Here is a 24,303-nt window from a genome sequence, read left to right as displayed (position 1 = left end):
AAAGAGAAAGGAATGGTGCCCCGGGCCGGAATTGAACCGGCACGCCCCTGTAAAGGAAGCCCAGGATTTTAAGTCCTGTGCGTCTACCAATTTCGCCACCGGGGCACGCGAAGGACAATCGAACCATTTCTGGCTACAAACGTCAATATCAGACCCAATGAGTTAGCTGATAATTTTTGATTCTGCCTATAATTTAGGATAATTCGAAGTGATGAAGATCATTAAACGCGCCGAATTCCAGCATAAGCAACTTTCCTCGCAACGAACGGGGGAAGTTTTCTCTCGCTCTGTGGTTCTTTCAGAATTGCTGGGGATGCAAGATGTCTTTGTTCATCACGATATCATAGTTCCCGGTCATAGAGCGTCCAGTCCACATTACCACGCCGAGGTCGAAGAATTTGTTTTCGTTATTAAGGGAACGGCGACAATTCATGAAGGAGACGAAGCTTCTTTCGCTAAGCCTGGTGATTGCGTCGTGTTCTTTCCACAAAACGAGAACAAGCATTTCGTGGCGAACGATTCGAATGAAGATTTAGAAATCCTAGTAGTTTCTAAATCCCTCAACACCGTCGATGTCGTGTACTGATTTTTTTAAGATAAAGTCTTTTCCATCTCTTTCAGGTCCGCTGGAAGAGGACTCTCTATCATAATCGGTTCATTCGAGAACGGGTGTGTGAACTCGAGTCGAAGAGCGTGTAACATAAGCCGGGGTGCCGCCGGTGTTTTTGGCGAAGGGTAAATATCATCCCCGAAAATTCCCAATCCTGCCTCGGCTAAGTGGACGCGGATCTGGTGCATTCTTCCTGATAAGGGCTTTGCTTCAATAAGAAGTCCTTTTTTAAATGTCTTCAGCTTGCGAAACAAAGTGTGAGCTTTGTCTCCGCCGGAGCGAACGGACTTCATCTTGATTTTCTTAAGAACGGGATCGCGGACTTCCGCTAAGTGATTTTTAACTTCCCACTGATCGGGACACTTTTTTAAAGCCGTTAAACAAAGATAGGTCTTTTGAATAAGATGTTTCTTAAACATCTCGGCGAGTGGTTCATTCGCGATTTTATTTTTCGTGAAAATCATCACGCCCGAGGTGTCGCGATCTAAACGGTGATGCAGGCCTAAATAAAAATCGGCACCACGCTCTTCGCGCAGTTGTTTTTTTAATTGTGTGAAGAAGTCGGGGCGGCGTTTATCAACAGTGGGTTGCGAGGGAAGGCCAGCAGGTTTTTCGGCAGCGAGGAAATACTCATCCTCAAAGAGGATCTTTAGACTCATCTTTTATTAATCATGCAGAACTCGATATTGTCATTGATGTACTGACGTTGTTCTTCGAGTTGCTCTTTAGTGATGCGGAAATCAGAAGCGCGGCAGCCATAATTTGTGAAAGTCTCGTGGATGGCTTGAGCTTCATTCGCGTTCATATTCAATTTCCAGATAAATTTCACTGCCAACCAGTCTTTGATGTACTGACAACGGTATTCCAAGTTCGGAGGCATGTAAGCTTCAGGGCCGCGATCGCCTTTAGACATGTTTTGGCTCGCACCGGCTGGAATCAAGTGATTGCGGTAGCCCATGTAGTTCGCGTAAAGGCAGCGAGTTTTGTAGTCCCATTGGTAAGCACCAGAGACATAGGCGTTCTTTAAAGGAACCATGTGGTCGATTTGAATGGCGCGAGAAGAAGTCACTTGATCACCCGTGTATGGGTCATCCCACAAACCATCTTCAACAACGCAGTGGCGTTCATTACGATAAGTCACTTCGCCGAGGCTATCGCGAACTAGAACTTTCGCGCGCGTGTTCATGCAAGTGTCGTCTGTAGGGTCATTGATCCAGCGGCCGAAGTGAAGTTTGCGGATATATCCTTCTTCTGGAGTAGGACGGTCTTCGTTATGAAGAGTCCACTGCAAAAGATTATAGACCAATTTTTTTGCTGCCATCACGATAAACTGATGAGGGCCGATTTGTTCAGTGAATTGAGAGAAGTCGCGCAAGTCGTAAGCGGCTTTAGGTCCGCCTATCTGAGAGGTTTTTTCGTTGATCGTATAATACTCGTGATAAACGACTTGGGGCTTTGTAGCGGCACTGGAAGCTGAGGAGTAGGGAACTGTGGACTTTGCCTTGGCCGTAAATGCCAACAGCATCGTCAGTAATAATGTCCCCTTAACGAAATTCATCGGGCCCCCTCCGCGAATCGGACTCATTAAGCCCCAGTTCGCAGATAGATTCAACAAAACAATGTGTTAGGATTTTGTTGAAATTACACACTGTGCATCAAGTCCCATATAAGAGGAGAATTTGCATCTTTTTCGAGCAAAATTACGAAGATTTTAAGCCTCAAAGCGGCATTTCCATGAAGTTTCTATACGGTCGGTGGAGATGTGTTTGTTCTTGTACACAGCAAATCTTTGGTTCAAGCTTAGAAGTGACACAACATAGGAGTACTTCAATGAACCTTAAAACAATCCTTTTAACTTCCGCTGTGGCTATGATGTTGGGTGCTTGCGCTCATACAAAATCTCATGATCATGCCGGTTGCAATTGCGGTCATAAAACTGAAGCGAAGAAAGAATGCTCTGGTACAGAGTGCGCTGTTGATAAGAAGTGCGCGGACTGTCAAAAGAGCGAAGCTGCAGCTGCTAAGTAAGCTTTCTGTCTTTGGAATTTGAATTAAACCCTTGGTTCGCCAAGGGTTTTTTATTTTCTGCAACAGACTATTGAAACCCAATTCAATCATTTGATTAAATCATTTGATTTAATTTGAGGGACAAACTACCGTTGTCCTCATGAATTTCATCAAAGACGTCACAGCAGACGAGCTTGGGCCTCGTCAGAAAATCATGGAAGCCGCGACCGTGCTCTTTGCGCACGAAGGTCTTCACGGCACCAGCACTCGTGACATCGCCAGAGAATCCGGATTAAACTTAAGCTTGATTAGTTATTATTTTGGAGGCAAAGAAGGCCTCTATAAAACTGTCATTCAAGAATTCGTTCAGAATATTTTCCTGCAAATCGATAAAGTCGTAAACGATTTTGAGCAAGAAGAAGTGTGTGAGAAGTCTTTGCGTCGTGCGATTGTTTCACTCGTGAATGCAATCATCGATATGCGTGCGGCAAATCCTTTGATGGCGAAAATCATGACACGTGAAAAGCTTTCGGGGATGCCTTTTTCTCGCGAGATTCATGAAAGCATGATGATCAGTTCGGGTGAAAAAATTGAAATGATTATTTTAAAAGGGCAGAAGGCGGGGATTGTAAATAAAAACATCAATCCACGTTTTTTCATTGTCTGCCTGGTTGAAGGTATTTTGGGTTATTTCAACATGCTCGATTGCAACTGCTCGTGGAATGACGGGCTTTATGAAATGCCGGAACAGCGACAACAATTTATCGATCAGATTTCTATGATATTTTTAGAAGGGATTTTTAAATGAAAAAGGGAGCCGTCGTAGGTTTACTGCTTTGGATGTGGCAACCGCAAACTTTTGCGATGAATCTGCAAGAGTATTTAAAAACAGTCGAATCAAAACACAAAGGTCTTCAGTCTTATCAATCCAGCCAGGAAGCCGCGCTGGATCGTCGTGAGGCGGCCGATATTGAACTTGTTCCGCAACTTACAGCGGGTGTTGGTTACTTGAGTGATAAAAGTCCGTTAGGGCAATTTGCCCAACTCGGAGGAACTCAAACCACGGCAAAAGATTTAAGATTGGGTTTGGGTAAGAAATTTTCTTCAGGCACGGCTGTTTCCGTTACGGCTACAGCGAGCGAAGTGGAAAATGAAGGCGCACTTTTAAATCCTATGTTTGCAAAGTTCTCTTACGGATCTTTAGGACTTTCTTTGAGTCAATCCTTGTGGAGAGATGCCTTCGGTCGTGCCACTCGCCTGCGTTGGCAGCGCCAAGATGCGGCCACAGAAGCGGAAGTCGGTAAGTATGATCTTCAGAAGAAAGCGCTCTTAGTTGAAGCAGAAGCGGCGTATTGGGATTATATCTATCAATCAGAGAACTTGAAAATCGGTCGTGCGTCTTTAGAAAGAGCGAAACGAATTGAAAACTGGACGCGTCGTCGCGTGAACGATGGGATCAGTGATCGAGCTGATTTATTGTCGACACAAGCTTTGGTGGCTTCACGACAATTGACTTTGGTTTCGGCTGAAGACGACTTGGCGGCGGCGAAAAGAAAAATTCGTGATTTCCTAGAGCTGACGGATGCAGAAGCCTTCCCGGAAATTTCCGGAGACATCAATCAAAAGCGCCCTTTGACATCTATGGTAGATGGAAAAGACGGTAAGGTGGTTGCTCTTGATGCTTACTTGGCTTCGTTAAATGCGAAAGCAATGGCTTTGGTGGCACGTGAAACCGAAGATGCTTACAGACCCGATCTTGTATTATCGGGCTCCTATGCGACAAATAACTTTCAGCCAGATAAAAGCATCTCGGATGCGACTTCGAAATGGACCGATACAAATCTGCCGACGTGGAAAGCCGGTTTAAACTTCGTTTATCTGTTCGATACGGATGTGAAATCATCGGCGCAAGGAGCCGCTCGAAAAGACGCTTTGGCGGCGAAGCTGCAAAGTGAACGCCGTATGATTGACAGTGAGAGCGCTTGGATTGAATTGAACCGTCGTTACGTCGAGATGACAAAACGGGTGGATTCAGCAACGGAAATTTCTAGCCTTCAGTTGCAGGCAGCTAAGGCGCAAGCGGATCTTTTCAATAAAGGCCGCTCGATCACGGCCAATGTGATCACAGCAGAGCAAGACGCCGAAGAAGCTCAGCTGGCTTTGACAAAATTGAAATCAGAACAAAGAAAAATGGAGGCTCAAGGACGTCTGTTTGTCGTCGTTGAGGAGAAATAAGAATGAACTTACCAAGTTTATCCATTCGTAGACCCATCTTTATCTCGTGTATCGTCATCTTGATGCTGATTCTTGGTGCGTTCTCACTGAAGCGCATGCCCGTGGATATGTTTCCGGATGTGACATTCCCGGTGCTTTTCGTGCAAGTCACTTATCCAGGTGCATCTCCTTTGGATTTGGAAAAGCAAGTTTCTAAGCTTATCGAAGATGAAGTAGGAAGTATTTCAGGTCTTAAAACTCTGACTTCGAACAATCTTGATGGTGTGGCTATCGTGGTGTTGGAATTCCAGTTAGGAACCGACATCAAAGAGGTCGAACAAGAGGTGCGAAACCGTCTAGGAAATATTCGTCGTGATTTACCAGCGGATATTTACGAGCCGGTGATTCGCCGTTTCGACCCGGCCGATCAACCGATTGTGGTATTAGCGATTACTTCAGATCTTCCTGAAGGACAAGCCTATGACTTAGCCAACGAAACTATCAAGCCTCAGTTTGAGCGTTTGAAAGACGTGGGCCAGGTGGATATCTTCGGTGGAAGAAAACAAGAGATTCACGTTATCGTGGATAAAAACAAGCTACAAGATCGCAAGATTTCGATGCTTCAAGTTTCTCAGCGTATTTTAGATACGTCTAAAGATACGCCAATTGGTAAAATCGAAAATCCACAAAACGAAACGACTCTTAGAACTTCGGGCGAGTTTGATGCTCTTAAACAGATTGCCGAAGTGAACGTGAACTTCGTGGGTTCCGACCGCGCGGTGTTAGTGCAAGATATTGGTAAAGTGGTGCGCAGTCTTGAAGACCAAAAAACCATGGGTCGTATCAAGGGTAAGTCAGCTCTTCTTATGAATATCTATAAGCAGCGTGGAGCGAATACGGTCGCCGTTGCCGAGAACGTGAATAAGAATATTCAGAAAATCAATGCCTTCCTTAAAGAAAGAAAAATCAATGGGGAAGTTTCTTTGGTGCGTGATACGTCTCGTCCGATTCAGTTAAACGTTTATGACGTGAAAGAATCTATCATCATCGGTATTATTCTTTGCGTGATCGTCGTGTTCTTCTTCTTAGGATCAGCGCGTTCGACGTTTATCACGGCGATGGCCCTTCCGAACTCCCTTTTGGGCGGTTTCGTGATCATGTATGCGATGGGATTTACGATCAACCTGATGACCTTGTTGGCTCTTTCTTTGGCTGTAGGTCTTTTGATCGACGACGCCATCGTGGTGCGGGAGAATATATTCCGTCACTTGGAGATGGGTAAAAAACCGAAAGATGCCGCCTTAGATGGAACGAAAGAAGTGGCGATGGCCGTTATTGCAACCACGTTGGTTGTTATTGCGGTGTTTGGTCCGATTTCATTCCTTCAAGGGATCGTGGGACAGTTCTTTAAACAGTTCGGTCTGACCGTCGTCTTTACGATGCTGATTTCATTGTTTGACGCTTTCACCGTGGCACCCATGCTTTCTGCTTATATGGCGCACCCAAATGAGCATCATAAAGGCACAGGCATCATCGGAAGAATGCTTTCGGCATTTGACCGCTTCCAAACTCGTTTGGAAGATATCTATGAAAAAGGTCTTAGGTACACACTAGTAAATCCTAAAAAGATTTTGCTGGCGGGTACTTTGATTTTCTTCAGCTCACTTGTGACAATTGCCTTTATTCCAAAAACTTTCCTGCCGTCGCCAGATAACGGAGAGTTTAACGTGAATATCGAAATGCCAGTGGGATCTTCCCTTATGGCCACCAGCACATTTACGGAAAAGGTAGAGAAGATCTTTGAAAACGACCCGGCTGTCGATATGGTTCTTGCGGTCGTTGGAAATACAAACAACGAATCTAATAAAGCGATGTTATTCGTGCGTCTGGTAGAGCGTAAAAAGCGTTCGATGTCGACGACGGATTACAAAGAAGAGATTCGTAAGAAAATTAAACAGTTCGATAAAGAGGCTATCGTGGCCTTGGGTGATATCGATGCGGTGAACTCGGGACAAAAACCTTTGAACGTGAATATTCAAGGGGAGAACTTGGAAGAGTTGAACGCTTACGCCGTAAAACTGGTGGAGCGCATGAAGAAGATCCCTGGTCTGGTGGACGTGGATACAAACTTCCGTTCCGGTAAACCTGAGTTCCACGTGATTTTTGATCGCGCCAGATCTGAAGCCTTGGGTGTCTCTACGGTCACGGCGGGGGCCGAGCTTCGTAATCGCACTGAAGGTAATGAGCAGGCGATCTTCCGTGAAAATGGGATCGACTACAAAATCCGTGTGCGTTTTGAAGAGATGTACCGCGACTTGCGAACGCAGTTTGCAACGACCTTGGTGCCAAACTCGAACTTCAACATGATTCCGCTTTCTCGTATCGCGAAAGGTGAAGAGACATTTGGTTATTCTCAGATCAACCGTCAGAACAAAGGCCGTTACATCCAGATTTCTGGGAACTTGGCTAAGGGTGGCGCGTTGGGAACCATCTCGGCCGAGATTGAAAAAATCATCAAGACCGAGCTTCCGCCGCCTCCAGGAATTGATTATAAATTCCAAGGTCAAGCTGACGACTTTAAAGAGCTTATCGCAAACATGCTTCTGGCGATTTTCCTAGGTGTTACTTTCATCTATCTGGTTCTTGCGAGCTTGTATGAAAGTTTCATCACGCCGTTCTCGATCCTGCTGGCGTTGCCTTTGGCGATGACGGGGGCCTTCTTGGCTCTTTTGATCTTTGGTAAGACGATTGATATCTTCTCGCTGATTGGTATCGTTCTTTTGCTGGGAGTTGTGGCGAAGAACTCGATCCTTCTTGTGGATTACACGAATCAGTTGATCCACGAAGGTTTAGAACGTAATGCGGCTTTGTTAAAAGCTTGTCGTACGCGTCTTCGTCCGATCTTGATGACGTCCTTGGCGTTGATCGCCGGTATGATTCCAATCGCGATTGGTCTGAATGAGGCCTCTGCGATGAGAACATCCATGGGTATTGCCATCATCGGTGGTCTGGTGAGTTCGACGCTACTGACACTTCTGATTGTGCCAGCGGCTTACGGATTTATTGAAGACTTCAAAATGTGGTTCCGCGCTAAATTGGCAAAGATCACGGGTTATCAGCCTTAATTCAAACATTTGGAAGACTCATATATAGGAAGATGAAGCTTGTACCTTCTTCATCTTTCCTATTTGAAACGAAGGATTCAGAGGATCTAGTTGACAGTGACTTGCATTTAGGACAAAAGTAAATGACCAAAGGCGGTCCGCATGGATGAGCAAGTTATCATCGAAAAACCTATGAAAATAGATTCTTGTTGTGAAGTGGATCACACACAGCACGCGACTTTCGAGGAAAAAACAGACCGTTGGGATAAGATCGGTATTTTTCTTTCCAGTCTTTGCGCACTTCATTGTCTGGCAACACCGCTGTTAGTTTTAGCTTTGCCCGTTCTCGGCGAATTTTTCCATCAAGAGTGGGTTCACCTGGTTATGGCTTTGTTTGTCGTTCCGGTGGGTCTTTTTGCATTCTGGTCGGGTTATAAACATCACAATCAGATGAAGGTGTTTACTTTGGGTGTTGTGGGCCTTACGATGGTCGGCGGCGCTTCGCTTCTTCCACATGAGTGGGTTGAAGTTTACGAACACGACGTGGTCACCATTCTAGGGAGCATCTTCCTGATCACCGCGCACATCTTAAATCGCCGCGCCTGCCTTTGTCATAAGCACTAAATCACTTCTTCAAAGATCGGAAGGGGAAGTCCTTCCGGTGATGTCGTTGTCCCAATCATTTTAAGACGGGGAATTCGAATTCTTTCTCTGTCTTTGATTTTGATTTTTAAGAAAGTCCATTCTCCGCCGGTCCAATGATAGCCGCCACGGAAGAAGCTCGTGTTTAATCCGGGAATGTTGCGAACCCACTGGCGCAAAGTTAACTTTGTTCCATCCTTGGTCATCACGATGCTGTCGGAACCAAAGCCGCCGTATTCTTTTCCTAAGTAAAGATAAATTTCGCCTTTGTTTGAAAGGGCATCGACATAACGTTTTAAAATTACGTCTGGCATAAACGAAGACATAAAGTCTCCGTGATAATCCGTAATGAGTTTTATGTCCTTAAGGTTTGCCATTGTGTGAGTGTCGTTCATTAAAGTGTAGTGCATTTTTTCGGTGTTGATCCCCTTGGATCTCCAACGGATAAATTTCTGAGCAAGCCCCGTGAAGACCTTCGTGTCTTCATAGTTAAAATCTTTTTTCTGCAAGCCGGAAAAAACTTGAGGCCCGACTTCACTTGAGTTGATCCATTGGTCTTCGGTCTTAAGGCTCTTAATGCTGGCAATCAGGGGATGGCGGAACTCGCCACCGCGGAAGGCATCTAAGAACTCTGTCGCCGTGATGTTCTTAGTGACTTCACGAAGTTGTTGGCGTGCTTGAGTTTGCAGCTCATTCGGTGTTTTTAGTTTTACGGGAGCCGTCTCACGAAACATCATAACTGGCGGAGCGCCCTCTTTAAGATGCACCATTTCAACAAGAGGTACTTGCGCATCGGGGTGTGTTTTCGTGATTTTTATAGTCCACATTTCATAGTGTGTTCCGTCATCCACTTTGGGAGTTTTAATAAGTTCCGCTTTTATTCCCGGTAAAGTTTGTAACCACTCTGCAAGATTGAGAACTTTTCCATCTGCCGTGACGACCTTATTGAATTCGCCATAAAGTTCGTGACGAGCCCCTAAGAAAATATAAATTTCTCCATCTGGCTTTAAGTTGTTCAAATACTTTTGCATGACGATGTCAGGGCGACCCGAATAGGCCAGAGGACCGAAGACATCAGTGATGATCTGACTTTTTGGAATTTCAGCATCGGCGATATTTTCTAAAAATCTTCCTGAAATCACTTTCATTTTGTTCGTGCTTTGAGCTGATGTTTCGTAGGCGACGATCGTCGTTGTTAAGTTCTTAGCCTCGGGCATTTCTAGAGTTTGTCTGACCGCGAAGGCGTGACCTGCTCCAGAGTCAAACCAGTGCCCATCGGGAGAGGATAAAAGACGCTGCAGGCTTTGTGAGAAGTCCTTACCTAGAACGACTTTGTATGTTTCGATGCCACGACCCTTAGTGAAAAGCTGTTCGTATTTCGTCAGGTTTTCAAAGGAGCGCGTGTCTGTGAAAATGCTTTCGCAACGGGCCGCTAGACCCTCTGCGGATGCAAAAAAGGGGCTACTAAGTGTCAAAAGAATTGACACGAAAAGTGGACCTAAGTGCTTTAAAATGCTCATAAATTTCCTTTCGTAGCCTTTCCGATAAAGTGTTCAAGGCTTATGCCTTCTTTAAGAGTGTGCAACATAAAGTGGCGCGCGGCGCATAGTAGTTGAAAACCAAATGAAAGCTAATATGATTGGTTAATGAAAAACCAATCGGAGGCAACATGATCGAGAACAAAATGAATCGTCGCGGTTTCTTTTCAGCATTTATCAAACTTACTGGCGTAGCAGTGATTGCTCCCACTGTTTTGAACTCTGTTTTCTCTTCGACGGCAGCAGCTCAAAAAAAACGTGGTGGCGCGGCTCCGGCTGCGGGTGGCGGAATGCCATTGGTAGATCCGAATGATTCTGTCGCTAAAGCAGTTAAGTATATTGAAGACTACAAAAAAGCTCCAGAGGCGAAGGGCAACCACTGTGCGACGTGCAGCTTCTACGCTAAGAAAGAAACTAAGAACGGTAAAGAAGCCGGTACTTGCACCATCTTCGCAGGTAAACTGGTTTACGCTGATGCTTGGTGTGCTTCTTGGAATAAGAAAGCTTAATTTTTTAATTAGCAGTTCCAAAAGAAAAAGGCCGACACAATGTCGGCCTTTTTTATTTCTTAGTCTTGAGTTGAAACTAAGCTTTTACGGTGTCACGCAAAGCACGACGAAGGATTTTTCCTACGTTCGTTTTTGGAAGCTCCGTTCTGAACTCTACAAGGCGAGGCGTTTTGTAACCAGTGAGGGTCTTACGTGCGTGAGCAATCACTTCTTCTGCCGTCAGATTCGGATCTTTCTTCACAACCACAGCTTTTACAATCTCTCCAGAGTGCTCATCAGGAACGCCGATCGCCGCGACTTCAAGAACGCCAGGGTGAGAAGCAATGGCTTCTTCCACTTCATTCGGATAAACGTTGAAACCAGAAACAAGGATCATGTCTTTTTTACGGTCCACGATCTTAAAGAAACCTTTTTCATCAACTGTCGCAACGTCACCGGTACGTAACCATCCGTCTTTAAGAACTTTTTCTGTCTCTTCGGGTTTATTCCAGTAGCCGGCCATGACTTGAGGCCCTTTACACACCAGTTCACCTGGTTCGCCAGGCGCTACTTCTTGATCGTCGTCGTTCAGAAGTTTGATCTCGGTGCTTGGGAATGGAAGACCAATGGTGCCCACGATGTCTGTGCCATCAATAGGGTTGCAGCAGACAACCGGAGAAGCCTCTGTCAATCCATAGCCTTCGACGATCACGGATTTTGTTAGCTCCATCCATTTTTCGGCGACGGGTTTTTGTAAAGTCATCGCACCCGCCACGCTGATTTTCACTTTTGAAAAATCAATGGTCGTAAAGGCGGGATTGTTCATCAAAGCGTTGAACAAGGTATTCACGCCCGCAAGGACGGTGAATGGTGATTTTTTCATCTCTTTGATAAAAGCAGGGATGTCGCGCGGATTTGTGATCAGAATATTTTCTGCACCATAACGAAGCAGGCCCAAGCAGTTTAAAGTCAGGGCGAAGATATGATAAAGAGGAAGAGCCGCAATTGCAATCTCTTCACCTTCACGCAATTTCGGTTTCATCCAATCACGGATTTGCAAAACATTGGCAAGCACGTTGCGATGTAAAAGCATGGCGCCCTTAGCGACACCCGTTGTTCCACCTGTGTATTGAAGGAATGCGATATCATCTAAAGTGGAAGCTACTTTTTGTGAAGGCTTCATCGCTCCAAGTTCCAGTGCCTGACGGAATGTGTAGGCTTGGGGGAGATTGTAAGCAGGAACCATTTTCTTGATGTACTTCACAACCGAATTCACCAGGATTCTTTTCGGTGTTGGGAAAAGATCACCAATCTCAGTGATCACAACGCTTTCAATTTGTGTGTCTTTCAAGATTTGCTCTAACTGACTTGCATAGTTCGCGAGAATCACGACGGCTTTTGCGCCCGAGTCTTTGAACTGGTGCTGCATTTCTTTGGCTGTGTAGAGCGGATTGGTATTTACAATCGTCAGTCCCGAACGAAGAGCTGCGAAAGCGATGATCGGAAACTGAAGGACGTTCGGCATTTGAATGGCAATGCGATCGCCTTTTTTTAATTTCAATTCGTTTTGTAGGAAAGAAGCAAAAATCTGAACTTGGCGGTCAAGTTCAGAAAAGGTGAGGCTGACTCCCATGTTCGTGAATGCTTTCTTTTGAGAAAACATGCGAATGGACTCTTCGTAAAGATCGAAAAGAGACGAATACTTCGTAACATCGACTTCCGGAGAGACTCCTTTAGGGTAGTGTTTAAGCCAGATCTTTTCCATCTTTCCTCCACGTTGCTAAATAAATTCTGTACTACCCAAGGATAGAGTAAAGATTCGAGATGGGTAAAGTAAATTCTTGTTTTCACTCAGTCTATTTGCAAAACTTAAGCAATGCACCTTGTTCGCATCCTGGCCCTGGGGGCGCTTTCTTTAAGTTTGATTTCTTGTTTTTCCCGAGAGGAAAAGTCAGCCCCTGTGGCAAATACTTCGGCGCCTAAACCGATCGTAAAACCCACCAAAGTCGATGAACCTAAAGATAAGAGCTTGAATGTATTTGCGCGTTATTTCGAACAGGCAGACTCGATTCATCGCGAAGCTTGGTGGGTCTTGAATGATGAGCGTCGCCCTGTCGGAAAATCGCCGTTTGGAAAAGTTCAAAGAGCATTATTGTCCTCACAGAATATCAAGCTTTCCAATAAATCGCTTTTTAGCTGCGACCGTTATTTGGTCCAGCGGGATGTGATGGGGCTGAACGGATTTCCGCAAAAAGCAGAAGTCTTTGAAAAGTGCAGTGAGAAATCCGCCGCCAAACGCATCGCTGCTTTTTCGGCCGCGCATGCACTGGAAGTCCAAGTGACTTTTTATCCTGAAAACCTGCAAGAAATTCTAGGTCTTAATGCAGGCGTTTTAAATAAGCCCATTCAGTGTACATTGCGTGGAAACGACAAAGAACAATTGATCGCTTTAAACTGTAAAGAGTGGGCGCAGGACCGTACGCGAGAGCAAATGGTGCGTTTGGATGTTTACGATTATCAAAAAGAAGGCCGTGATCTGATTAAATTGCGCGGTAAGGTGTATGAGAACCTGCGTGATATTCGTAAGATCGTTGCGGATGTTCCGATGGCGGGTAAAATTCAAGTCACTGAAACAGAGTTGTACGCGCCACCCGTTGAACCAGCACCAGTTCCTACGCCAACTCCTGCGAAGACGCCAGTGAAAGCCGAGCGACCGGCGAATGCGCCTCCACTAGAGCTTCCTCCTGAAGGCCAAGAACAAATGCATGTTCAGGAAAACGGAGAGCCTGTTCAAGAACCTCAGGAACCTGCGGCACTAACGCCTTTGCCGGGGTCACCTGAGCAACCGACGTTTGCTGTGCCTGCGGCGCGAAGTGTAGATCCGGATGTGATGATGCAAAGAGCAGTGGAGGAACAAGGCGGCCCCGTGATAGATGTTGAACCTCACCCGGAAAACCCGCAAAATCCAGACGGAGTGGAGGGGGGAGAGCCCCAACCCGAAGCCCCACAAATTCCTGCAGGAGGAGTGCCTCATGGCCGCTAAGATCGCAATGGGAAAGAAAGTTCCCAATTTTAAAATCCCTTCTTCCAACGGAGAAACTTTTTCTCTTTCAGATTTAAAAGGGAAAAAAGTCGTTCTTTATTTTTATCCTAAAGATAGCACTCCAGGCTGTACGACAGAAGGTATTGAATTTAACGAGCTGCTTTCGCAGTTTAAAAAGCAAAACGCCGTTGTCTATGGCATTTCTCGCGATAGTCTGAAGTCTCATGATAAATTCATCTGCAAGTATGACTTTAAGTTTGATCTTCTTTCTGATGAAGAAGAAGAGGTTTGTCAGATCTTTGATGTGATCAAAGAAAAGAACATGTACGGAAAGAAAGTGATGGGTATAGAGCGCAGCACTTTCGTGATCGACGAAGATCAAAAGCTTGTCGGAGAATTCCGTAAGATCAAAGCTCAAGGTCACGCTGCTGAGATTCTTAAATTCATCAAAGATCTGTAAGTATCTGATTGTTTTGAACGTCTCTTAAGCGCAGCATATCTTTCTGAGGATTTTTGAGACTTTTTTCATCTCTTTTGATTCTACGCTCTTGCTGGATTTAGCCAGTAAGAGTTTTCGCTTCGATTCAGCCGCTTTGTGTTCGGGTATTTTCACCAGTTTATTTTTCTCGGCAGTTTTTTCGTTTTCTAAAACGGCGACATAGTTAGGCATGTAGAGTGCGGATTCCCCCGAACGAAGAAGATCCAAGGCGACGGAAAAATCGCTGACTGAAAAACGCTGTATTCTCGGAATATTTAGGGGCCAGCCGTCACGGGCTTTGTAGCCTACGGGATTAAAGGGGTACTGGGTTGCCGGAACCGTAAAGCAAAGCTCCTGCGAGTTTTTTCCTTCAATAAAATCTTCGCGAGCATAGGAATTAAAACGAACGGATCCTAGCTCGAGATACTCAATGCCTGCAGTAGGCGAGGGTGTAAATACAAAGGCAAAATCAAGTTCTCCATTGAGAATCTTTTGTTCCGCTTCGCCCACTTCGACTTCGACAAGGGTCATGCTTTGGTTTAATTCCCGTGCAATGAGGCCGGAACAGGTTGTCGCCAGAATCTGTGAAAGACCGATGCGAAGGATCGAGCTTTCTTTTTTTAACCCGGCAGAAACTTCATTTACGACTTTTAGTATTTCTAAGGCTTTTTGATAAAACCATTTACCTTCTTCTGTGATCTCCAGCCCACGGCCTTGGGATTGAAACAGTTTCAGATTTGTTTCTTCTTCAAGCGATGTCACCGCTTTTGAAAGCCCGCTATGAGAGATGCCGAGAATTTTGGAGGCTTCCGTTAGGGAGCCCACTTCCGCAATGGTGCAAAAATACTTAAGGCGATTTGTATCCATATGGAACAGGTTGTTCCATATAATTCACTTTTATTCAAATATTATGTGGGCTATTTCTTCTGCCTGAACCCATGTAAAGGAAGGTTTATGAAAGCATTAGTTGCATTAGGTGTTATGTTCGCGTCTTTCGGCGCGCAGGCGTTGAACTCAGGGCCGGTTTTAGATGGTCATTATTCGATGAAATTGAAAATTGGCGAGATGATTTTTGATGATGAGCTGGATTTAAAAGGGTCGCAAGCTCCGATTCGCCTTCAAGGTTATGAAGACGCTATTCAAGGGCTGATTAAGGTCCCAGGAATTTTCGAATCTCCTTTGGAAGGAACTGCTCACTGTTCATCTGTCAGCTCCGAGTGTGCATTGGATTTTACAATCATCGCGACCGAAAACGGCGGAAGCTATAAAGTTCGCTACAAGGCGCACTTAGATTCCGAGAGTTACCTGAAGGTCGTCCAAGAAAATAAACCGCCGGTTCTTAATGGTGCAGCCTACTATGAAGACGGTAAGCTTCTTGGTACTTTTGAAGCGACAAGAAACTAAAGGGTACCATCATGGGAGCTGAAGGAATTTTGGATGCGATCAACAGCCATTCCTCCATTAGGTCTTATAAAAAAGATCTAGTTCCTGAGGGGATGTTACAGCGTATTTTGCATGCAGCTTCAAGAGCATCATCGTCGGGGAATATGCAGGCCTATTCCGTCATTGTGACCAGTGAGCAAAAGATTAAAGAGGATCTTTTTGACTCGCACTTCCGTCAAAGCATGGTCTTAGAGGCTCCGCTGCTTCTGACATTTTGCGCGGACTTTCATCGCATGCGACGATGGTTAAAGCTTCGTGGAGCCCCGGATAATTTTGATAACTTCATGAGCTTTATGATTGCTTCGATCGATGCGATTTTAGCCAGTCAAAATGCCGCACTCGCGGCAGAAGCAGAGGGCCTGGGGATTTGCTATATGGGCACGACGCTGGCTAATTGTGATGATATTGCGAAAGTTCTAAACTGTCCCGAAGGCGTTGTCCCCGTGGTGGGTTTTTCGATGGGGTATCCTAATGAGAAGCCAGAATTGAGGGATCGTCTTCCTCTTGAGCACCTTGTTCATCGAGAGCGTTATGAAAATAAGACGGATCTACAGATTCTACAGGCATATCAAAATCGAGAGATTGAGGGTTGGAAGAGGTATTTATCAAATCCTCAGTTAAGAAGAAGAATTGAGGAATCAGGAGTAGAGAATCTGGCTCAAGTCTATACCAAGCTAAAATACACCCGCGAATCCCATGAGGTCTATTCCGACACGATCAGGCGATGTTTACAAAGGCAGGGCATTCAAATTTAGTTTGTCATCGCCGGTTCGAGTCTTATTGGTGATTCCGGTAAGACCCGATCGTACGACGCTTTTTCTGTAGAGATACTTTTAATAATGAAAATTCATTCTGTCTGTCATCGACTTCGGAAGTGGCGGGACTTTCGAGCGAGGGATGAAGAAGGTCGTAAGGTTAAAGAAATCTCCGAAGATCTTGTGCTTCGCTGTCGCATCGGCAAGATACTTGTGACCACTTGATCCGCCAGTGCCGATCTTCTGACCTAACATACGCATCGCCATCAAGGCATGGCGATAGCGCCACGTTGTCATAGTCTCATCGATATCCAAAAGGGCACGGATGATACGGAATGGAGTTTGAAGGGCCGGCTGATCACGATAAATCTGAATCAACAACGCCGCGTGCATACCTTTGTAGCTCAGACGGAATTGACCTTCTTTGCGCAGTTGCTCGAAGGCCTGTTCATCGAAAAGAGCATCGAAACTTTTTAGGGTGGCCTGTAAACCTTCGATGTTTTTCTTTTTATCTTCATCGCTCAGACGAGGATTGTTTTTCACAATGTCCATGTCTTCTTGGAACATGGTTGCGACGGCTTTTTTGTATGAATCCCAGAAATTAAAATCTTCGCCTTGAAGGAAGGGTGTGCGCTCTAGCCACTTTTCGACAGAGTCATAAAGAGACGGTTGTGAGATCACCTTTTGCATTTCGCCCTGCTGACTTTCGCTTAAGGACTTATAAAAAGGCGCCTGGTTGTAAGAAAGGCGGTCGTCCATGCGCAAGCCTAATTTCGTTTCTAACAAACGCCATTGGAAGCTTTGAAAGCCCGAAGCCGGATAAAGCATGTCGCGGAAATCTAAGAAATCAAGCGGGGTCATAGTCTCTAAAATATCCACATGCCCGATGATCATTTTCAAAATCGCCACGGATCTTTCTAAGCGCGCACTCATCAAGCCCATGTCGGTTTCAGCGACTTTGGATTTTTTGAAAATTTCTAGAACCGAATCCAATTCAAAAAGAACTTGTTTAAACCACAACTCGTAAGCCTGGTGTGTAATGATGAAAAGCATCTCGTCGTGAGCCGGCTTTCCGTACTCTTCGCTTTTACGGTGCTGAGAGTTCAGTAAAGGATCTAAGCCTAAGTAGCTGTGATAATGCACCGGAGGGTATTTCATTTTGCAAGCTCCTTTAAAAGTTCGGCAAAGCCATCAATGTCTTCTTTTTGTGTATCCCAAGAGGTCATCCAACGGCATTCAAAAGTGTTTTCATCCCATACGTAAAAGAAATATTTTTCGCGCAGGGTTTTCACCCAGTGACTTGGGATCGTGGCAAAGACCGCATTACTTTGCGGAATTTCGCGCACGGTTACCCCAGGAATATTACGAACAGCCTCGTACAGATACAAGGCCATAGTGTAAGAATGATCGGCGATCTCTTTCCAAAGACCGTTCTCTAAATATGCTTGAAACTGACAGGCGATAAATCGAGTCTTGGAAGGAAGCTGGGTGCTCTGTTTGCGGATGTATTTAAAGTCCTGTGCCAGTTCCTTGTTGAGGAACACAACAGCTTCGCCCATCATCAGGCCATTCTTCGTGCCTCCGAATGACACCACATCGACGCCTAAGTCCGTCGTGAATTCCTTGAAGGATTTTTTCAAATAAGCCGCGGCATTGGCGATGCGAGCTCCGTCGATATGCACATAAAGTTTTTTACTTTTGGCCCAAGTGATCAGCGATTTAAGTTCTTCCAGGCTGTAGGTTGTACCCAGTTCCGTTGGTTGCGTGATACTAAGAACCTGTGCTTGAGAATAGTGCTGATCTCCTCGACGAATGAAGGCTTTTTCTAAGTCTTCGACTTTCATCTTTCCGTTTGTGGTCGGAATAGCAACGAGTTTACATCCCGCTAAGAGCTCCGGAGCCCCACACTCGTCGACGTTTATGTGAGAGACGTCTGCACAAAGTACGGAATGGTAGGGACGAGTCAGGGCTCGCAAAGCCGTTACATTCGCCGCTGTACCGTTAAAAACGAAAAAGACCTGAGCGTCTTTCCCGAAGTGCTGACGAAAGTTTTCATTTGCTTGTTCGGTCCACTCGTCCGTCCCATAAGAGGGCGCGTGTTCAATATTGGCTTTAGCAAGTGAATTTAGAATCTGCGGGTGAATGCCAGCATGATTGTCGCTGCCGAAACCGCGTTTCATGATTTAGGCCTTTTTTAAAGTGGCGAAGATGAAATTATGAATAAGAAGTGCTGCCAGTTTACTGGTGCGGTTGTCTTGATCCAAAGGAGGAGAAACCTCGTAAATCCCAATACCGCAAACATCGAATTCGCGAATCAGATAAAGAAAGCTTTCTAAAAATTCTTTTGTGAACAAACCCGTCGTCCAAGACTGACTGCAACCCGGAGCTTCATTCGAAGTAAAAGCATCGATATCAATGCTTAAGAAAACTTTTTTCTGCTCTTTGCCCTTCATGAAGTTTTTTAGAACCGGCATAAGGCCTTCGGCATTGATTTGATCCAATGTGAAGACGGAAGCCCCTTTGTTTTGCGCCCATTGGATATGGGCCTGGCTGTTGCACTGATTCTGAATGCCGACTTCCGCGAAGTCTACGTGACCGGAAAACTCCGAAAGCACGCGGTGAAAAGGAGTGCCTGAATTAAAGCCCTTGTCAGTAGGACGGACATCCATGTGCGCATCGAAGTTGATCAATACGGCATTGTCCTTGTGAAGGTCTAAAAAGCCCGCGCCATCGCAGTAACCATAGTCATGACCTCCGCCAATGGAGATCCAAGGTTTCTTGGCTTGCGCCAAAGCCCGCGTTGTCTGGCGGGCTTTTTCGTGGCGATCTTCAAGCGGTTTTTCTTTATCAACCAGGTCCCCCAGATCCAGGATTTTTGGCAAGCGGGTGCTTGCTAGGTGGGGAGTCATTTTATAAAGAAAAGTGCGAACTTGAGTGGGCGCATTTTGAGCGCCGGGACGACCGCCATTCAAAGCAATGCCTTCGTCATCGGGATAGCCAAGAAGAGCGAAATCAAAATCTAAAGATGTCAGTTGTTGCAGATCACCCTTGGGGAAAAGCTGGACGCATTCACCCAGACGCGGATCCTCTTTATCATTTTTGGTGAAAAGAAGATGTTTGTCGATGGGATGGAACCAGCTCATTATTTCAGATTGCCCCACTTAGAAAGGCGAAGAACTTTGATGATCTCTCCGTTTTCGGAATCGTAGATTCTCATCGTCGCGTTGTTCTTGTTGAACAAGATCGTCGCGAACACAGTGCTCGTACTGTCGGAAAGGAAAAGAACCCATTCTTTGCCATCAGACGGTGTCACGCTGTAACGGTAAGTGATCGGATCAATCTGCGTGAAGTCTTTCCCGTTTTGGAAATCGTTCATGTTGATCGGATAGAAGCTCAAAGAATTATAATCACGAACTGTGATGATGCCTTCTTGGCTGTACCAGTAACCGAGAAGTTTTTTAAGACCGACGTAATCAACGCTTTCGATGATTGCCATGCAGGACTTAGAATCGATCAGACCTGAAGCCGTAACAGTATCACCGTTAGAAAGTTTGCGAACGCTTAAAGCGGCATCTTCAGATTTCGTCTCAATAGTGTAGAGCTTGCAGTTGTCGTCTGAGTAAGCAGACAAATAGACCCCGCGCGAGTCTCTATAAACTGTTCCTTCAATAGGTTGAACAGCAAGAGCCATCGGAGTGGCAGCAAGGCTGAGGACGAAAAGCAAAAATCTCATGCCCCACCTTGTTTCATGGCTCGAAAATCAGGTCAATAGTATTCCTACTCCAGTGCTTGACCAAATGAGTCAACTGCTTATTCGAAGGGCAGTTTTAAGGGATTTTAGGGGCCTGTAGCTTGCCCCTATGAGTTTGCACACATAAGATATTCTTAATGTCCAAAGAAACGGCTTCCGAGAACCTCTATTTTCCGATGAATGGTGAAGTGCCTAGTGCTGAAGTTTTAATCATTCGCGATGTGGATGTGGTGGGTGTCGGCGCCGTTCGTCGCCATCAGTTGGAAGAGCTGCAGAAAACAAAAAAGTTTGTTTTGCAAACTTACGAAGAGCACATCCCGCAATCCGTTCACTCGATTTATCAAGCCGAACTTTTAAGAACTCTGCAATGGCTTCGCCCGGTGAAGACGGAAGAAGGCCAAAAGTTTGATTTTCTCAAAGAGCAAGAATCCGTGTTTTCGCGAATATTCCCCCTCACGCAGCAGCGCTTGGGATTAGCCGCAAAGCGTGTTCGTGACACCTATTTAGAGGAGATGGAGTGGAGCAGTTGGCTTTTGCAAGATCACTGGCGCTATTTCGTGGGATTCTTAAAGCAGAAATTTCCCGATAACAAAGAACTTGGCGAACTGGCTCATTGGGAGTGGGTGAAAGCTTGGATCGAAATTCAACCGTTTGATTTGGGAGCGATGGAAGCGGGACTTGTCTTTGTGAACCCAAGTCTGCAAATCGTTTCGTTGTCGCAAGCAAACTCGGTTTTAAATCGAGACAAGGGTGTGTATGCCTTCGTCTTCAGTGATAAAAGCCACAAGGTTTCTGAAAAAGCCCTCGATCTTTATGAGGCGCAACTTATCGACTTGCTACAAGAAGATAGGAAGTTCACAAAAGAACAACTGATTCAAATGGCTTTGCTAAGTGAAGTAACGCCAACGATCGCAGCGGAAGAATGGGAAAAGAAGTTTTCCCAGCTAGTTAGTAACGATATCATCAAAAGATAAAATGTTTTTAACAACGATAGGGGAAGGCGAATGCTTCTTCCCCTTGAATCAAACTCCGCGCAGGATATCATTCAGCATTTGCAGGTGTTGCAGCGGATGTTTGCCGACGTGATCAATCATTAGTTTTTTAGCCGCTTCCGTTTTGGGAACACCTTCAAAAGTGATCAAACGGTCCATGGCATTGGCGGAAGAGACGATGACCGAAAGAGGATCCATCTCTTTTTCGCGCATGCCCTTCGGACCCGCACCATTAATCGTTTCTTCGTGTTGAGCGATGATATTAATCACGGTTTGATCAAAATGTTTTTTATCGTGAACCTTTTGGGCTCCGTCGTGGGGATGTTGATTCCACATTTTTTTATCTTCGGGGCTCATTTTATCCAGCGGCTGGTTTAAATTCAAAGGAGAGCCATGATGGCCATAGTCGTGCAGAAGAGCGCCCAAAGTCAGAAGCTGCGTTTTTCTGGAATCGGTGATTCCCAGCTTTTGCGCTAACGCGATGGAAAGTGTTGAAACCGTCACGCCATGATGGGCGATGTTCTTATCCGTATTTTCCATGTTCATGATAGTCTGCGTGGCTTGCGCATTGCTAAGGATGAAATTCACATATTTACCGGCGGCGTCTTTGCAGTAGTTGTAAGACTCAACATTATCGGGATTTTCAAACACCTCTTCGGTGTTGCTTTGTTGGGAGCCTTGAATGATTTCCGCGCGCGTTTGAATATCCTTGTTGGAAGAGTTGTCGTAAGCCATCTCGATATTCTTTTGCAGATAGTTGCGGTAGGTGTTTTCTTCTTCCGTAAGGATGTACATCTTGCGAAGTTTTTTGTCCTTAAGACGCTGAAGACGCTCACCTTCGAAGCTGTCGCCGCGACGAAGGTAGAGGATCATCTTGTCATTGATTTTAACGTAAGCGTTGAAGTCGATCTTTTGATCTCCGCGCAGGGTGCTTACGCGAATAGAAACATAATCCATTGCCTCTGTATCCTTCGATTGTTATCGTGAGTTGATGTCGATTGATAAAGAAATTGTAGAAGATTTTGTAGGCGAGTCAAAGACCTTGATTGAAGAGTTGATAGACCTTCTCGAAAGTATAGAAGGCGACTTCTCTCAAGTGACAAAGCTCGCTGATTACGGAAACAATGTGGACCGCATTATGGGCGGCGCGAAGAGCCTCGCGATGATGGTGCCCCCCGATCACCCTTTACACATGATTTCTGACTATGCCGCGCTTTGCAAAGCTGTTGGCTACAAGGCGTCTCAAATCACCGACAATGAACAGTTCTTCGACATTTGTGTCGCTCTTTTGTTGGATGCCACAGAGACATTGGAATCTTTAATCGATAATATTTTTGAAGAGGGTAAGACTCTTCGTGAAAAAATTCCGCAAGCATTTATCGAAAGACTGCGCTGGGTCTCAAATCAATTCAGTGAAGAGTACTCGATGAGTGTGGGCACAGGCACGAAAGATAAAAAACTCAAACAGTCCGAGATCGACGATCTTCTGAAAAAACTGGGGTTGTGATGACGAAGTTAGCGCTAGTCCTTCTTGTATGGGGTTTATCACTTCCTCTGCAAGGACTGGCACGAAACATCACCGTCGGCTTTCCCGAAAATCAAGAACCTTACGTGATATTTGAAGAAGGCAAAGGACGTGGTGTCGCTTTTGAGACCATGGAGCATGCTTTTAAAAAATGTCAGTGGGATGCAAAATACCGGGCCATGCCTTCGGCTCGCACTATTGAGCGTTTAAGGAGCGGGGCTCTCGATGCTGGGGGCTTAATTCCAGCAGCGGCTCTTCCGGGTTTTTTTGAAAGCGAACGCTTTTTTCAACCGGAAAACTGTCTGGTGACTTTGGCTGAAAACAATATCCATATCGAAAAAATGGAGCATTTGAAGGGACGCCGAGTGGTGTCGTTCAAAAATGCGCAATACATTCTAGATAAGTCCCAATTGGATGAAATTAGAAAAGTGGCGGACTATCAGGAAATGCAAGGCGTAGAAAAACGCCTGAAACTTTTGGTAAATAAAAGAGTCGACGTCATGCTGACAGAAAGAAATATTCTTATCTATCACAGCCAGCGGTTGGGATTTGGAGACGCCAAGAAATACAATTTTTCCTGCATTTTGAATTCTACAAAAATGGGAATTGTGTTTGCAAAAAAACAAGATCGTGATGACTTCAATCGGTGTTTAAAATAGCCAGGGTCCAAGCGGCAAGTTCCCCCAGCTTCTCGTGGGACAAAAGCTCACTCACTTCATTTTTTAAGCTCACTATTTTTCGATTCGCCACGACTATTAAAGCATTGCGCTTTAATCCGAAAGATCCGGCCCGCGCAAGCGGTGTTCCCAGGAAGTCCTTTGTCAGTTTTTTTCCCGATGCCGTAAGTATATAGCGCAAGTCTTCACTTAAGTCGTCAGCTTGCTGAGTGTTTAGACTAAGATTCTTTTCGATATTCAGCTGGCCCTTAAAAACTTTTTGATTCCAAGGGCACACGGTTTGACAGAGATCGCATCCGAAAAACCAGTCACCGATCTTTTCTCGCAGCTCCGGAGCGGGAACCTGCCGTGATTCAATCGTCAGATAAGAGATGCATTTCCGAGCATCCATTTTCTTGGGTTCTAAAAGCGCATTGGTCGGACAAACATCAATGCAGCGACGGCACGTCCCACAAAAATCAGGGAGTGGTTCAAAAGTCGTATTTAAATCCAGCGAAGTGTAAATTTCTCCGATAAAAAACAAACTGCCTTTTTTAGGATGAATAAGGCAGGTGTTTTTTCCCACCCATCCCAGGCCGGCGCGTTTGGCGAGATCTCTTTCTAAAACCGGACTGCTATCGGTGAAAGGTAAAAACTCTTCTTCGGGTAAGATTTCTTGCAGCTTTTTGCAAAGTTCCGCCATACGTGCTTTAAACCAAAAGTGATAATCCATGCCTTGGGCATAAAGGCTGACGCGCGCTTGTTTTAACGGAAAATCAGCTTTCTTTTCAGGGTGGGGATAGTACGGAATCGCAAAAACCAAAGCACTTCGAGCTCGGGGCCATTTGATTTGCGGCTCTTCCTTAATGGGGGCATGCTCTTCAAGATACTTCATGTCGCCATGAAGACCTTCTTTGAGCCATTCTTTATAGTAATCAAAACTTAAAGGTTTGCTTAACGACGTGAAGCCGAAATGGGAAAAACCCAATTCCTGCAAAGTTTCATCAATAAGAGAGGTCATCTCCTGTGGCGTCACGAACAAACTCTTTCTTTCAAG

Annotated in this window: 25 protein-coding genes and 1 tRNA gene; 14 read left to right on the top strand and 12 right to left on the bottom strand. The window is 45.4% G+C overall.

Going from position 1 to position 24,303, the window contains the following annotated elements; genetic code table 11:
- Positions 1-13: 13 nt before the first annotated feature.
- Positions 14-105, bottom strand: a tRNA-Leu gene (locus AZI85_RS05775).
- Between the two features lie 106 nt (positions 106-211).
- On the opposite strand from AZI85_RS05775, the gene AZI85_RS05770 reads away from it, so the two are divergent.
- Positions 212-586 carry a cupin domain-containing protein gene (locus AZI85_RS05770; RefSeq protein ID WP_063243192.1) on the top strand — a complete coding sequence of 125 codons (375 nt, stop codon included), beginning with the start codon at positions 212-214 and terminating at the stop codon, positions 584-586.
- Positions 587-591: 5 nt separating this feature from the next.
- Here AZI85_RS05770 and AZI85_RS05765 read toward each other — a convergent pair whose 3' ends face one another.
- Positions 592-1,269, bottom strand: a complete 678-nt coding sequence (locus AZI85_RS05765; RefSeq protein WP_063243191.1) for an RluA family pseudouridine synthase — start codon at positions 1,267-1,269, stop codon at positions 592-594.
- A complete protein-coding gene (locus AZI85_RS05760) occupies positions 1,266-2,168 on the bottom strand; it encodes an HNH endonuclease family protein (RefSeq protein WP_253720863.1) in 903 nt (300 codons plus the stop codon). The genes AZI85_RS05765 and AZI85_RS05760 overlap by 4 nt, the downstream gene beginning before the upstream one ends.
- A 272-nt stretch (positions 2,169-2,440) precedes the next feature.
- On the opposite strand from AZI85_RS05760, the gene AZI85_RS05755 reads away from it, so the two are divergent.
- The 5 genes from AZI85_RS05755 to AZI85_RS05735 all read left to right on the top strand — a co-directional run bounded on the left by AZI85_RS05755 (position 2,441) and on the right by AZI85_RS05735 (position 8,559).
- Positions 2,441-2,638 carry a hypothetical protein gene (locus AZI85_RS05755; RefSeq protein WP_063243190.1) on the top strand — a complete coding sequence of 66 codons (198 nt, stop codon included), beginning with the start codon at positions 2,441-2,443 and terminating at the stop codon, positions 2,636-2,638.
- Positions 2,639-2,777: 139 nt separating this feature from the next.
- Positions 2,778-3,425: a TetR/AcrR family transcriptional regulator gene (locus AZI85_RS05750; protein WP_063207748.1), complete on the top strand. Its 648-nt coding sequence runs from the start codon at positions 2,778-2,780 to the stop codon at positions 3,423-3,425.
- The gene (locus AZI85_RS05745; RefSeq protein WP_063243189.1) at positions 3,422-4,852 is read left to right on the top strand and encodes a TolC family protein; all 1,431 of its coding nucleotides are present in this window, start codon (positions 3,422-3,424) and stop codon (positions 4,850-4,852) included. The genes AZI85_RS05750 and AZI85_RS05745 overlap by 4 nt, the downstream gene beginning before the upstream one ends.
- Before the next feature lie 2 nt (positions 4,853-4,854).
- Positions 4,855-7,956 carry an efflux RND transporter permease subunit gene (locus AZI85_RS05740; protein WP_063243188.1) on the top strand — a complete coding sequence of 1,034 codons (3,102 nt, stop codon included), beginning with the start codon at positions 4,855-4,857 and terminating at the stop codon, positions 7,954-7,956.
- 141 nt (positions 7,957-8,097) lie between these two features.
- A complete protein-coding gene (locus AZI85_RS05735; RefSeq protein WP_063243187.1) occupies positions 8,098-8,559 on the top strand; it encodes a MerC domain-containing protein in 462 nt (153 codons plus the stop codon).
- Here AZI85_RS05735 and AZI85_RS05730 read toward each other — a convergent pair.
- Positions 8,556-10,097 (bottom strand): hypothetical protein, encoded by a 1,542-nt coding sequence (locus AZI85_RS05730; RefSeq protein ID WP_253720862.1) that lies wholly within the window; start codon positions 10,095-10,097, stop codon positions 8,556-8,558. The genes AZI85_RS05735 and AZI85_RS05730 overlap by 4 nt on opposite strands.
- Positions 10,098-10,246: 149 nt before the next feature.
- Here AZI85_RS05730 and AZI85_RS05725 point away from each other — a divergent pair, with 149 nt between their 5' ends.
- On the top strand, positions 10,247-10,624 hold the full coding sequence (locus tag AZI85_RS05725) for a high-potential iron-sulfur protein (protein WP_253720861.1): 378 nt from the start codon (positions 10,247-10,249) through the stop codon (positions 10,622-10,624).
- Between the two features lie 76 nt (positions 10,625-10,700).
- Here AZI85_RS05725 and AZI85_RS05720 read toward each other — a convergent pair whose 3' ends face one another.
- Positions 10,701-12,368 (bottom strand): AMP-binding protein, encoded by a 1,668-nt coding sequence (locus tag AZI85_RS05720; RefSeq protein WP_063243186.1) that lies wholly within the window; start codon positions 12,366-12,368, stop codon positions 10,701-10,703.
- Between the two features lie 195 nt (positions 12,369-12,563).
- Between AZI85_RS05720 and AZI85_RS05715 the strand changes: the two genes are divergently transcribed.
- Together AZI85_RS05715 and AZI85_RS05710 are read left to right on the top strand one after the other, a co-directional pair.
- The gene (locus AZI85_RS05715; protein WP_172795305.1) at positions 12,564-13,646 is read left to right on the top strand and encodes a proline-rich domain-containing protein; all 1,083 of its coding nucleotides are present in this window, start codon (positions 12,564-12,566) and stop codon (positions 13,644-13,646) included.
- A complete protein-coding gene (locus AZI85_RS05710) occupies positions 13,636-14,106 on the top strand; it encodes a peroxiredoxin (protein WP_063243184.1) in 471 nt (156 codons plus the stop codon). The genes AZI85_RS05715 and AZI85_RS05710 overlap by 11 nt, the downstream gene beginning before the upstream one ends.
- Positions 14,107-14,130: 24 nt before the next feature.
- Here the strand turns inward: AZI85_RS05710 and AZI85_RS05705 are convergent, their stop codons facing one another.
- A complete protein-coding gene (locus tag AZI85_RS05705) occupies positions 14,131-14,991 on the bottom strand; it encodes a LysR family transcriptional regulator (protein ID WP_063243183.1) in 861 nt (286 codons plus the stop codon).
- Positions 14,992-15,078: 87 nt separating this feature from the next.
- Between AZI85_RS05705 and AZI85_RS05700 the strand changes: the two genes are divergently transcribed.
- Positions 15,079-15,528, top strand: a complete 450-nt coding sequence (locus tag AZI85_RS05700; RefSeq protein WP_063243182.1) for a hypothetical protein — start codon at positions 15,079-15,081, stop codon at positions 15,526-15,528.
- A gap of 29 nt (positions 15,529-15,557) precedes the next feature.
- Positions 15,558-16,322 (top strand): nitroreductase family protein, encoded by a 765-nt coding sequence (locus tag AZI85_RS05695; protein ID WP_216635851.1) that lies wholly within the window; start codon positions 15,558-15,560, stop codon positions 16,320-16,322.
- Between the two features lie 78 nt (positions 16,323-16,400).
- Here AZI85_RS05695 and AZI85_RS05690 read toward each other — a convergent pair whose 3' ends face one another.
- From AZI85_RS05690 to AZI85_RS05675, 4 genes are read right to left on the bottom strand one after another with little or no spacing between them, the layout of a single operon-like run.
- Positions 16,401-17,480, bottom strand: coding sequence for a tryptophan 2,3-dioxygenase family protein (locus AZI85_RS05690; RefSeq protein ID WP_063243180.1), 1,080 nt, complete (start codon positions 17,478-17,480; stop codon positions 16,401-16,403).
- On the bottom strand, positions 17,477-18,502 hold the full coding sequence (locus AZI85_RS05685; RefSeq protein WP_063243179.1) for a threonine aldolase family protein: 1,026 nt from the start codon (positions 18,500-18,502) through the stop codon (positions 17,477-17,479). The genes AZI85_RS05690 and AZI85_RS05685 overlap by 4 nt, the downstream gene beginning before the upstream one ends.
- 3 nt (positions 18,503-18,505) lie before the next feature.
- Entirely contained in the window at positions 18,506-19,465 is a 960-nt protein-coding gene (locus tag AZI85_RS05680) for a formimidoylglutamase (RefSeq protein WP_063243178.1), read from the bottom strand.
- Complete coding sequence (locus tag AZI85_RS05675) at positions 19,465-20,055, bottom strand: hypothetical protein (RefSeq protein ID WP_155723940.1); 591 nt, start codon at positions 20,053-20,055, stop codon at positions 19,465-19,467. The genes AZI85_RS05680 and AZI85_RS05675 overlap by 1 nt, the downstream gene beginning before the upstream one ends.
- A 155-nt stretch (positions 20,056-20,210) precedes the next feature.
- Between AZI85_RS05675 and AZI85_RS05670 the strand changes: the two genes are divergently transcribed.
- Positions 20,211-21,047 carry a hypothetical protein gene (locus tag AZI85_RS05670; protein WP_253720860.1) on the top strand — a complete coding sequence of 279 codons (837 nt, stop codon included), beginning with the start codon at positions 20,211-20,213 and terminating at the stop codon, positions 21,045-21,047.
- A 48-nt stretch (positions 21,048-21,095) separates the two neighbouring features.
- Here the strand turns inward: AZI85_RS05670 and AZI85_RS05665 are convergent, their stop codons facing one another.
- Positions 21,096-22,022, bottom strand: a complete 927-nt coding sequence (locus AZI85_RS05665; RefSeq protein WP_063243177.1) for an HD-GYP domain-containing protein — start codon at positions 22,020-22,022, stop codon at positions 21,096-21,098.
- A 34-nt stretch (positions 22,023-22,056) separates the two neighbouring features.
- Here AZI85_RS05665 and AZI85_RS05660 point away from each other — a divergent pair, with 34 nt between their 5' ends.
- A complete protein-coding gene (locus AZI85_RS05660; protein WP_063243176.1) occupies positions 22,057-22,572 on the top strand; it encodes a hypothetical protein in 516 nt (171 codons plus the stop codon).
- Positions 22,572-23,249: a substrate-binding periplasmic protein gene (locus AZI85_RS05655; protein WP_063243175.1), complete on the top strand. Its 678-nt coding sequence runs from the start codon at positions 22,572-22,574 to the stop codon at positions 23,247-23,249. Before AZI85_RS05660 ends, AZI85_RS05655 begins: the two co-directional genes overlap by 1 nt.
- Here AZI85_RS05655 and queG read toward each other — a convergent pair.
- Positions 23,230-24,282: a tRNA epoxyqueuosine(34) reductase QueG gene (queG, locus tag AZI85_RS05650; RefSeq protein ID WP_063243226.1), complete on the bottom strand. Its 1,053-nt coding sequence runs from the start codon at positions 24,280-24,282 to the stop codon at positions 23,230-23,232. The genes AZI85_RS05655 and queG overlap by 20 nt on opposite strands.
- Positions 24,283-24,303 lie beyond the last annotated feature (21 nt).

It is taken from the genome of Bdellovibrio bacteriovorus, from assembly GCF_001592755.1.
Classification (GTDB): domain Bacteria; phylum Bdellovibrionota; class Bdellovibrionia; order Bdellovibrionales; family Bdellovibrionaceae; genus Bdellovibrio; species Bdellovibrio bacteriovorus_E.
This window is presented reverse-complemented; position numbering and strand designations above follow the sequence as displayed.

Excerpts from the sequence above, each read along its gene's own strand:
- AZI85_RS05770 (WP_063243192.1), top strand. The coding sequence starts at position 212 with ATGAAGATCATTAAACGCGCCGAATTCCAGCATAAGCAACTTTCCTCG.
- AZI85_RS05765 (WP_063243191.1), bottom strand. The coding sequence starts at position 1,269 with ATGAGTCTAAAGATCCTCTTTGAGGATGAGTATTTCCTCGCTGCCGAA.
- AZI85_RS05760 (WP_253720863.1), bottom strand. The coding sequence starts at position 2,168 with ATGAATTTCGTTAAGGGGACATTATTACTGACGATGCTGTTGGCATTT.
- AZI85_RS05755 (WP_063243190.1), top strand. The coding sequence starts at position 2,441 with ATGAACCTTAAAACAATCCTTTTAACTTCCGCTGTGGCTATGATGTTG.
- AZI85_RS05750 (WP_063207748.1), top strand. The coding sequence starts at position 2,778 with ATGAATTTCATCAAAGACGTCACAGCAGACGAGCTTGGGCCTCGTCAG.
- AZI85_RS05745 (WP_063243189.1), top strand. The coding sequence starts at position 3,422 with ATGAAAAAGGGAGCCGTCGTAGGTTTACTGCTTTGGATGTGGCAACCG.
- AZI85_RS05740 (WP_063243188.1), top strand. The coding sequence starts at position 4,855 with ATGAACTTACCAAGTTTATCCATTCGTAGACCCATCTTTATCTCGTGT.
- AZI85_RS05735 (WP_063243187.1), top strand. The coding sequence starts at position 8,098 with ATGGATGAGCAAGTTATCATCGAAAAACCTATGAAAATAGATTCTTGT.
- AZI85_RS05730 (WP_253720862.1), bottom strand. The coding sequence starts at position 10,097 with ATGAGCATTTTAAAGCACTTAGGTCCACTTTTCGTGTCAATTCTTTTG.
- AZI85_RS05725 (WP_253720861.1), top strand. The coding sequence starts at position 10,247 with ATGATCGAGAACAAAATGAATCGTCGCGGTTTCTTTTCAGCATTTATC.
- AZI85_RS05720 (WP_063243186.1), bottom strand. The coding sequence starts at position 12,368 with ATGGAAAAGATCTGGCTTAAACACTACCCTAAAGGAGTCTCTCCGGAA.
- AZI85_RS05710 (WP_063243184.1), top strand. The coding sequence starts at position 13,636 with ATGGCCGCTAAGATCGCAATGGGAAAGAAAGTTCCCAATTTTAAAATC.
- AZI85_RS05705 (WP_063243183.1), bottom strand. The coding sequence starts at position 14,991 with ATGGATACAAATCGCCTTAAGTATTTTTGCACCATTGCGGAAGTGGGC.
- AZI85_RS05700 (WP_063243182.1), top strand. The coding sequence starts at position 15,079 with ATGAAAGCATTAGTTGCATTAGGTGTTATGTTCGCGTCTTTCGGCGCG.
- AZI85_RS05690 (WP_063243180.1), bottom strand. The coding sequence starts at position 17,480 with ATGAAATACCCTCCGGTGCATTATCACAGCTACTTAGGCTTAGATCCT.
- AZI85_RS05685 (WP_063243179.1), bottom strand. The coding sequence starts at position 18,502 with ATGAAACGCGGTTTCGGCAGCGACAATCATGCTGGCATTCACCCGCAG.
- AZI85_RS05680 (WP_063243178.1), bottom strand. The coding sequence starts at position 19,465 with ATGAGCTGGTTCCATCCCATCGACAAACATCTTCTTTTCACCAAAAAT.
- AZI85_RS05675 (WP_155723940.1), bottom strand. The coding sequence starts at position 20,055 with ATGAGATTTTTGCTTTTCGTCCTCAGCCTTGCTGCCACTCCGATGGCT.
- AZI85_RS05670 (WP_253720860.1), top strand. The coding sequence starts at position 20,211 with ATGTCCAAAGAAACGGCTTCCGAGAACCTCTATTTTCCGATGAATGGT.
- AZI85_RS05665 (WP_063243177.1), bottom strand. The coding sequence starts at position 22,022 with ATGGATTATGTTTCTATTCGCGTAAGCACCCTGCGCGGAGATCAAAAG.
- AZI85_RS05660 (WP_063243176.1), top strand. The coding sequence starts at position 22,057 with ATGTCGATTGATAAAGAAATTGTAGAAGATTTTGTAGGCGAGTCAAAG.
- AZI85_RS05655 (WP_063243175.1), top strand. The coding sequence starts at position 22,572 with ATGACGAAGTTAGCGCTAGTCCTTCTTGTATGGGGTTTATCACTTCCT.